This window comes from Streptococcus sp. 1449 (assembly GCF_013276805.1).
Classification (GTDB): Bacteria; Bacillota; Bacilli; order Lactobacillales; family Streptococcaceae; genus Streptococcus; species Streptococcus pseudopneumoniae.
This window is the reverse complement of record NZ_VMLS01000070.1, coordinates 1-8,887: the sequence shown is the minus strand read 5'-3', so window position 1 is coordinate 8,887 and position 8,887 is coordinate 1. Positions and strand designations below refer to the sequence as shown.

The window sequence follows — 8,887 nt, the reverse complement described above, 5'->3', positions numbered from 1 at the left end:
TCTGGGGGACTTTTTCAGCCTGAGCCAAGAAATTCGAGAGCGAAGTAAGTCCAATGGACTTTTTCAGCCTGAGCCAAGAAACTCGAAAGCTCGTAAGTCTGATTGGCTTTTTCAATGTGAATCTTAACTTCACACTCCCAAAGAGGTATTAGTGTCGTGTCTCAATCTTATATCAATGTTATCGGTGCTGGTTTGGCAGGTTCTGAAGCAGCTTACCAAATCGCAGAGCGTGGTATTCCAGTTAAACTTTATGAAATGCGTGGTGTCAAGTCGACTCCTCAGCACAAAACAGACAATTTTGCTGAGTTGGTTTGTTCCAATTCTTTGCGTGGGGATGCTTTGACAAATGCAGTTGGTCTTCTCAAGGAAGAAATGCGTCGCTTGGGTTCTGTTATCTTGGAATCTGCTGAGGCTACACGTGTTCCTGCCGGTGGAGCCCTTGCGGTGGATCGTGATGGTTTCTCTCAAATGGTGACCGAAAAAGTGGTCAACCACCCCTTGATTGAAGTGGTGCGTGATGAAATTACAGAATTGCCAACAGATGTTATTACAGTTGTGGCGACTGGTCCCTTGACTAGCGATGCCCTGGCTGAAAAGATTCATGCCCTTAATAATGGCGATGGCTTCTATTTCTACGATGCAGCAGCGCCTATTATCGATGTCAACACTATCGATATGAGTAAGGTCTATCTCAAATCTCGTTATGATAAGGGAGAAGCAGCCTATCTCAATGCTCCAATGACCAAGCAAGAGTTTATGGATTTCCATGAAGCCTTGGTCAATGCGGAAGAAGCACCGCTCAATTCTTTTGAAAAAGAAAAGTACTTTGAAGGATGTATGCCAATCGAAGTTATGGCCAAACGTGGCATTAAAACTATGCTTTATGGCCCTATGAAGCCAGTCGGTCTTGAGTATCCGGACGACTACACAGGACCTCGTGATGGAGAATTTAAAACACCTTATGCGGTTGTGCAACTTCGTCAGGATAATGCAGCTGGTAGCCTATACAATATTGTTGGTTTCCAGACCCACCTCAAATGGGGAGAACAAAAGCGTGTCTTCCAAATGATTCCGGGTCTTGAAAATGCGGAGTTTGTCCGTTATGGTGTCATGCATCGCAATTCTTACATGGATTCACCAAATCTTCTTGAGCAGACTTACCGTTCCAAGAAACAACCAAATCTCTTCTTTGCTGGTCAGATGACGGGGGTGGAAGGCTATGTTGAGTCGGCGGCTTCGGGCTTAGTTGCGGGAATTAACGCAGCTCGTCTCTTCAAGGAAGAAAGCGAGGTTATTTTCCCCGAGACGACAGCGATTGGAAGCTTAGCTCATTACATTACCCATGCCGACAGCAAACATTTCCAACCAATGAATGTCAATTTTGGGATCATCAAGGAGTTGGAAGGCGAGCGTATCCGTGATAAGAAGGCTCGTTATGAAAAAATTGCAGAGCGTGCCCTTGCCGACTTAGAGGAATTTTTGACTGTCTAATTTTTTTGAAAGAATTGCTCATGATACTATAAAAATCTTAGAAATTGTGATAGAATAGGTAGGATAAAAGAAGGAGAGTGAAAATGGCGAATCCCAAGTATAAACGTATTTTAATCAAGTTATCAGGTGAAGCCCTTGCCGGTGAACGTGGCGTAGGGATTGATATCCAAACAGTTCAAACAATCGCAAAAGAGATTCAAGAAGTTCATAGCTTAGGTATCGAAATTGCCCTTGTTATTGGTGGAGGAAATCTCTGGCGTGGTGAACCTGCTGCAGAAGCAGGAATGGACCGCGTTCAGGCAGATTACACAGGAATGCTTGGGACTGTTATGAATGCTCTTGTGATGGCAGATTCATTGCAACAAGTTGGGGTTGATACGCGTGTGCAAACAGCCATTGCAATGCAACAAGTGGCAGAGCCTTACGTACGTGGACGTGCCCTTCGTCACCTTGAAAAAGGCCGTATCGTTATCTTTGGTGCCGGAATTGGTTCACCTTACTTCTCAACAGATACAACAGCGGCCCTTCGTGCAGCTGAAATCGAAGCGGATGCTATCCTTATGGCTAAAAATGGGGTCGATGGTGTTTACAATGCCGATCCTAAGAAGGACAAGACAGCCGTTAAGTTTGAAGAATTGACCCACCGTGACGTTATCAATAAAGGTCTTCGTATCATGGACTCAACTGCTTCAACCCTCTCAATGGATAACGACATTGACTTGGTTGTCTTCAACATGAACCAACCAGGCAACATCAAACGTGTCGTATTTGGTGAAAATATCGGAACAACAGTTTCAAATAATATCGAAGAAAAGGAATAAGAAAGATTATGGCTAACGCAATTATTGAAAAAGCTAAAGAGAGAATGACCCAGTCTCACCAATCACTTGCTCGTGAATTTGGTGGTATCCGTGCTGGTCGTGCCAACGCAAGTTTACTCGACCGTGTACATGTAGAATACTATGGAGTAGAAACTCCTCTTAACCAAATTGCTTCAATTACCATTCCAGAAGCGCGTGTTTTGTTGGTAACACCATTTGACAAGTCTTCATTGAAAGACATCGAACGTGCCTTAAACGCTTCTGATCTTGGTATCACACCAGCTAACGATGGTTCTGTAATTCGTTTGGTTATCCCTGCTCTTACAGAAGAAACTCGTCGTGACCTTGCTAAAGAAGTGAAGAAGGTCGGTGAGAATGCTAAAGTGGCTGTCCGCAATATCCGTCGCGATGCTATGGATGAAGCTAAGAAACAAGAAAAAGCAAAAGAAATCACTGAAGACGAATTGAAGACTCTTGAAAAAGACATTCAAAAAGTAACAGATGATGCTGTTAAACACATCGACGACATGACTGCCAACAAAGAGAAAGAACTCTTGGAAGTCTAAAAATAAACAGAAAAACTCAGTTGGCATTGCTGGCTGAGTTTTGTTCGAAAGAAGGAAATATGAATACAAATCTTGCAAGTTTTATCGTTGGACTGATCATCGATGAAAACGACCGTTTTTACTTTGTTCAAAAGGATGGCCAGACCTATGCTCTTACCAAGGAAGAAGGTCAACATACAGTAGGGGATACGGTTAAAGGTTTTGCCTACACGGATATGAAGCAAAAACTCCGCTTGACAACTCTAGAAGTGACTGCCACTCAGGACCAATTTGGTTGGGGACGTGTCACAGAAGTTCGTAAAGACTTGGGTGTCTTTGTGGATACAGGCCTTCCTGACAAGGAAATCGTTGTGTCACTCGATATTCTCCCTGAGCTCAAGGAACTCTGGCCTAAGAAGGGTGATCAACTCTACATCCGTCTTGAAGTGGACAAGAAAGATCGTATCTGGGGACTCTTGGCTTATCAAGAAGACTTCCAACGTCTGGCTCGACCTGCCTACAACAACATGCAGAACCAAAACTGGCCAGCCATTGTATACCGCCTCAAGCTGTCAGGAACTTTTGTTTACCTGCCAGAAAATAACATGCTTGGTTTTATCCATCCTAGCGAGCGCTATGCAGAGCCACGTTTAGGGCAAGTTTTAGATGCGCGTGTCATTGGTTTCCGCGAAGTGGACCGCACTCTGAACCTCTCCCTCAAACCACGTTCATTTGAAATGTTGGAAAATGATGCCCAGATGATTTTGACTTATTTGGAAAGCAATGGCGGTTTCATGACCTTGAATGATAAGTCATCTCCAGATGACATCAAGGCAACCTTTGGCATTTCTAAAGGTCAGTTCAAGAAAGTTTTAGGTGGTCTTATGAAGGCTGGTAAAATCAAGCAAGACCAGTTTGGGACAGAATTGATCTAGGGTGACATATGAGAAAATCATTTTACACTTGGCTCATGACCGAGCGCAATCCTAAAAGTAACAGTCCCAAAGCTATCCTAGCAGACCTAGCCTTTGAAGAATCAGCTTTTCCAAAACACACAGATGATTTTGATGAGGTGAGTCGCTTTTTGGAAGAACATGCCAGTTTCTCTTTTAACCTAGGAGACTTTGACGCTATCTGGCAAGAATACTTAGAACACTAGCATGATTCATTGGGTTTGGGCTAGTAATTTCTCCATCCCTTTGCTATAATAAAAAGAAATAAAAGGATTAGAGAGGTTCTTTATTTGAAGGAACATTCAATAGACATTCAACTGAGTCATCCAGATGACCTGTTTCATCTTTTTGGTTCCAATGAGCGCCATCTTCGTTTGATGGAAGAAGAGCTTGATGTGGTGATTCATGCTCGTACAGAGATTGTACAAGTCTTGGGGGGGGAGTCAGCTTGTGAGGAAGCTAGACAAGTTATTCAAGCCTTGATGGTTTTGGTAAATCGTGGAATGACAGTCGGCACACCAGATGTAGTGACTGCGATTAGCATGGTCAAAAACGATGAAATCGACAAATTTGTCGCCCTTTATGAAGAAGAAATTATCAAGGATAATACAGGGAAGCCTATCCGTGTCAAAACACTGGGTCAAAAACTTTATGTGGACAGTGTTAAACAGCATGATGTGACCTTTGGAATTGGGCCAGCAGGGACAGGGAAGACCTTTCTTGCAGTGACCTTAGCAGTGACTGCACTTAAACGTGGGCAAGTCAAGAGGATTATCTTGACACGTCCAGCGGTGGAAGCAGGAGAGAGTCTAGGTTTTCTTCCGGGTGATCTTAAGGAGAAGGTAGATCCTTACCTTCGACCTGTTTATGATGCTTTGTATCAGATTCTGGGGAAAGACCAAACAACTCGACTCATGGAGCGTGAAATTATTGAGATTGCGCCCCTTGCCTATATGCGTGGACGGACCTTGGATGATGCCTTTGTCATTCTCGATGAGGCGCAAAATACGACCATTATGCAGATGAAGATGTTTTTGACTCGTTTAGGTTTTCATTCTAAGATGATTGTCAATGGAGATATCAGTCAGATTGACCTGCCACGCAATGTCAAGTCCGGTTTGATTGATGCCCAAGAGAAACTCAAGAACATTCACCAGATTGACTTTGTTCATTTTTCAGCCAAGGATGTGGTTCGCCACCCAGTTGTCGCTCAGATTATCCGAGCCTATGAACCAGAACCGGTTAAAAAAGAAGAGAGTGAAGAATTAGATCCTCAACCTCTATATGAAGGATAGTTCTTTTGTACTTAAAGTTATCTCAATACTAAATCTATAGTAGATTGAAGCTAGAATAGTACGTTGTGACTGCTAAAACATTTTTAGAAATTAATTTGACTTTCCTGATTGATTTGTTTATATCTTATTTCAATCTACTATAAGTTTGCTTTTTAAATGTTTTATTCAATATCCTTATATTAGATTAGAAAGGTTTCAAGTGGAAGAAACGTATGGAATCAATCTTTTTAAAACTAGCTCAGTATCCCATAGTCGAGACAGAGCGTTTGTTGCTTAGACCTGTAACTTTGAATGATGCGGAAGCAATGTTTGACTATGCCTCGGACAAGGATAATACACGTTACACTTTTTCAACCAATCAAAATGTAGAAGAAACCAAGAATAATATTGCTCAGTTCTACTTGGCTAATCCCTTGGGACGCTGGGGGATTGAATTAAAAGATAACGGCAAGTTTATCGGAACCATTGACTTGCACAAGATTGATCCTGTTCTTAAGAAGGCAGCTATTGGCTACATTATCAATAAAAAGTATTGGAATCAAGGATTGACGACAGAAGCCAATCGTGCCGTAATTGAGCTAGCTTTTGAGAAGATAGGAATGAATAAGTTAGTTGCTTTACACGATAAGGCTAATCCCGCGTCAGGAAAGGTCATGGAGAAATCAGGCATGCGTTTTTCCCACGAAGAAGCTTATGCTTGTATGGACCAGCATGAAAAAGGCCGAATCGTGACAAGAGTTCATTATGTCTTGACCAAGGAAGACTATTTTGCAAATAAATAAGCAGTTGAAAAGAAATTTTTCGACTGTTTTTTCTTCCTCTTACGAATAATCTAAGAGAGGAGAAAATATGGAAGCAATTATCGAGAAAATCAAAGAGTATAAAATCATCGTCATCTGTACTGGTCTGGGCTTGCTTGTAGGCGGATTTTTCCTGCTAAAGCCAGCTCCACAAACACCTGTAAAGGAAACGAATTTGCAGGCTGAAGTTGCAGCTGTTTCCAAGGATTTGGTATCCGAAAAGGAAGTGAACAAGGAAGAGAAGGAAGAACCCCTTGAACAAGATCTAATCACAGTAGATGTCAAAGGTGCTGTCAAATCGCCAGGGATTTATGACTTGCCTGTAGGTAGTCGAGTCAATGATGCTGTTCAGAAGGCTGGTGGCTTGACAGAGCAAGCAGACAGCAAGTCGCTCAATCTAGCTCAGAAAGTTAGTGATGAGGCTCTGGTTTACGTTCCTACTAAGGGAGAAGAAGCAGTTAGTCAACAGACTGGTTCGGGGACAGCTTCTTCAACAAGCAAGGAAAAGAAGGTCAATCTCAACAAGGCCAGTCTGGAAGAGCTTAAACAGGTTAAGGGACTGGGAGGAAAACGAGCTCAGGACATTATAGACCATCGTGAGGCAAATGGGAAATTCAAGTCGATTGATGAACTCAAGAAGGTCTCTGGCATTGGTGCTAAGACCATAGAAAAGCTAAAAGACTATGTTACAGTGGATTAAGAACATCCCCATTCCCCTAATTTACCTGAGTTTTTTGTTACTTTGGTTTTATTACGCTATTTTCTCAGCATCCTATCTTGCTTTGTTGGGCTTTGTTTTTCTGCTAGTCTGTCTCTTTTTCCAATTTCCATGGAAATCAACAGGCAAAGTTTTAGTGATTTGTGGAGTCTTTGGCTTCTGGTTTCTGTTTCAAAATTGGCAACAGAGCCAAGCGAGTCAAAATCTGGCGGATTCTGTTGAAAGGGTACGGATTCTGCCTGACACTGTTAAGGTCAATGGTGATAGTCTGTCCTTTCGCGGCAAGGCTGATGGACGCATTTTTCAAGTCTATTATAAACTCCAGTCCGAGGAGGAGAAAGAAGCCTTTCAAGCTTTAACCGACCTGCATGAGATAGGACTAGAAGGGAAGCTTTCGGAGCCAGAAGGGCAGAGAAATTTTGGTGGCTTTAATTACCAAGCCTATCTGAAGACTCAGGGAATTTACCAGACTCTCAATATCAAAACAATCCAGTCACTTCAAAAGATTGGCAGTTGGGATATAGGAGAAAACTTGTCCAGTTTACGTCGAAAGGCTGTGGTTTGGATTAAGACGCACTTTCCAGACCCTATGCGCAATTACATGACAGGACTCTTGCTGGGACATCTGGACACCGACTTTGAGGAGATGAATGAGCTTTATTCCAGTCTAGGAATTATCCACCTCTTTGCCCTATCTGGCATGCAGGTAGGTTTTTTCATGAATGGATTTAAGAAACTTCTCTTGCGATTGGGCTTGACCCAAGAAAAGTTGAAATGGCTGACTTATCCCTTTTCCCTTATCTATGCGGGACTAACTGGATTTTCAGCATCGGTTATTCGCAGTCTCTTGCAAAAGCTACTGGCTCAACATGGGGTTAAGGGCTTGGATAATTTTGCCTTGACAGTGTTTCTCCTCTTTATTGTCATGCCAAACTTTTTCTTGACAGCAGGAGGAGTCTTGTCCTGCGCTTATGCTTTTATCCTGACCATGACCAGCAAAGAAGGGGAGGGGCTCAAGGCTGTTGCTAGTGAAAGTCTAGTCATCTCCTTGGGCATATTGCCCATTCTATCCTTCTATTTTGCGGAATTTCAACCTTGGTCCATCCTCTTGACCTTTGTCTTTTCCTTTCTATTTGATTTGGTCTTCTTACCGCTCTTGTCTATCTTATTTGCCCTTTCCTTTCTCTATCCAGTCATTCAACTGAATTTTATCTTTGAATGGTTGGAGGGAATGATTCGCTTGGTCTCGCAGATGACAAGTAGGCCGTTTGTCTTTGGACAACCTAATGCATGGTTTTTAATTTTATTGTTAATTTCCTTGGCTTTGGTCTATGATTTGAGGAAAAATATCAAAAGAGTAGCTGGCTTCAGCTTACTTATTGTGGGTCTCTTTTTCTTGACCAAGCATCCACTGGAAAATGAAATTACCATGCTGGATGTGGGGCAAGGAGAAAGTATTTTCCTAAGGGATGTAACTGGGAAGACCATTCTCATAGATGTAGGTGGCAAGGCAGAATCTGATAAGAAAATTGAAAAATGGCAAGAAAAGGCGACGACCAGCAATGCCCAGCGAACCTTGATTCCCTATCTCAAAAGTCGAGGAGTAGCCAAGATTGACCAGCTGATTTTGACAAATACGGACAAGGAACATGTTGGAGATTTGTTGGAGGTGACCAAGGCTTTTTATGTAGGGGAGATTTTAGTATCAAAAGGAAATCTGAAACAGAAGGAATTTGTGGTAGAACTACAGGCGACTCAAACCAAGGTGCGCAGTGTGACAGCAGGAGAGAACTTGCCAATTTTTGGAAGTCAGTTAGAAGTCCTATCTCCAAGGAAAATTGGAGATCATGAAGATACCCTGGTTTTGTATGGAAAACTCTTGGATAAAAACTTTCTTTTCACTGGAAATTTGGAGGAGAAAGGAGAGAAGGACATGCTGAAGCACTATCCTGACCTAGAAGTGGATGTTTTGAAAGCTAGCCAACATGGCTCTAAAAAATCATTAAGTTCAGACTTTTTAGAACAGCTCAAACCAGAGATGACTCTCATCTCAGTTGGAAAGAACAATCGAACGAAACTCCCCCATCAGGAAACTTTGACACGACTGGAAGGTATCAATAGCAAAGTTTACCGAACTGACCAGCATGGAGCTATACGGTTTAAAGGTTGGAATAGTTGGAAGATTGAAAGCGTTCGATAGGAAAGATAAATATTATTATTAGACTTCCTGCGAAACAAAATATGGTATAATCCCGACTTTATCA

9 protein-coding genes are annotated in these 8,887 nt (G+C 42.3%); all 9 read left to right on the top strand.

Going from position 1 to position 8,887, the window contains the following annotated elements; genetic code table 11:
- Positions 1-156: 156 nt before the first annotated feature.
- The 9 genes from trmFO (at position 157) to HT687_RS10050 (ending at position 8,823) form a co-directional block, all read left to right on the top strand.
- A complete protein-coding gene (gene trmFO, locus HT687_RS10090) occupies positions 157-1,491 on the top strand; it encodes a methylenetetrahydrofolate--tRNA-(uracil(54)-C(5))-methyltransferase (FADH(2)-oxidizing) TrmFO (protein WP_000083731.1) in 1,335 nt (444 codons plus the stop codon).
- A gap of 83 nt (positions 1,492-1,574) precedes the next feature.
- A complete protein-coding gene (gene pyrH, locus HT687_RS10085; RefSeq protein WP_000002996.1) occupies positions 1,575-2,312 on the top strand; it encodes a UMP kinase in 738 nt (245 codons plus the stop codon).
- 8 nt (positions 2,313-2,320) lie between these two features.
- On the top strand, positions 2,321-2,878 hold the full coding sequence (gene frr, locus HT687_RS10080) for a ribosome recycling factor (protein ID WP_001262225.1): 558 nt from the start codon (positions 2,321-2,323) through the stop codon (positions 2,876-2,878).
- A gap of 59 nt (positions 2,879-2,937) precedes the next feature.
- Positions 2,938-3,792, top strand: a complete 855-nt coding sequence (gene cvfB / locus HT687_RS10075; protein ID WP_001095471.1) for an RNA-binding virulence regulatory protein CvfB — start codon at positions 2,938-2,940, stop codon at positions 3,790-3,792.
- Positions 3,793-3,800: 8 nt separating this feature from the next.
- Positions 3,801-4,016 carry a YozE family protein gene (locus HT687_RS10070; protein ID WP_001232084.1) on the top strand — a complete coding sequence of 72 codons (216 nt, stop codon included), beginning with the start codon at positions 3,801-3,803 and terminating at the stop codon, positions 4,014-4,016.
- A gap of 84 nt (positions 4,017-4,100) precedes the next feature.
- Positions 4,101-5,105, top strand: a complete 1,005-nt coding sequence (locus tag HT687_RS10065) for a PhoH family protein (RefSeq protein WP_023936948.1) — start codon at positions 4,101-4,103, stop codon at positions 5,103-5,105.
- 212 nt (positions 5,106-5,317) lie between these two features.
- Positions 5,318-5,887 carry a GNAT family N-acetyltransferase gene (locus HT687_RS10060; RefSeq protein ID WP_000443735.1) on the top strand — a complete coding sequence of 190 codons (570 nt, stop codon included), beginning with the start codon at positions 5,318-5,320 and terminating at the stop codon, positions 5,885-5,887.
- A 67-nt stretch (positions 5,888-5,954) separates the two neighbouring features.
- Positions 5,955-6,605: a helix-hairpin-helix domain-containing protein gene (locus tag HT687_RS10055; protein ID WP_000387332.1), complete on the top strand. Its 651-nt coding sequence runs from the start codon at positions 5,955-5,957 to the stop codon at positions 6,603-6,605.
- Positions 6,589-8,823 (top strand): DNA internalization-related competence protein ComEC/Rec2, encoded by a 2,235-nt coding sequence (locus HT687_RS10050; RefSeq protein ID WP_023936946.1) that lies wholly within the window; start codon positions 6,589-6,591, stop codon positions 8,821-8,823. Before HT687_RS10055 ends, HT687_RS10050 begins: the two co-directional genes overlap by 17 nt.
- Positions 8,824-8,887 lie beyond the last annotated feature (64 nt).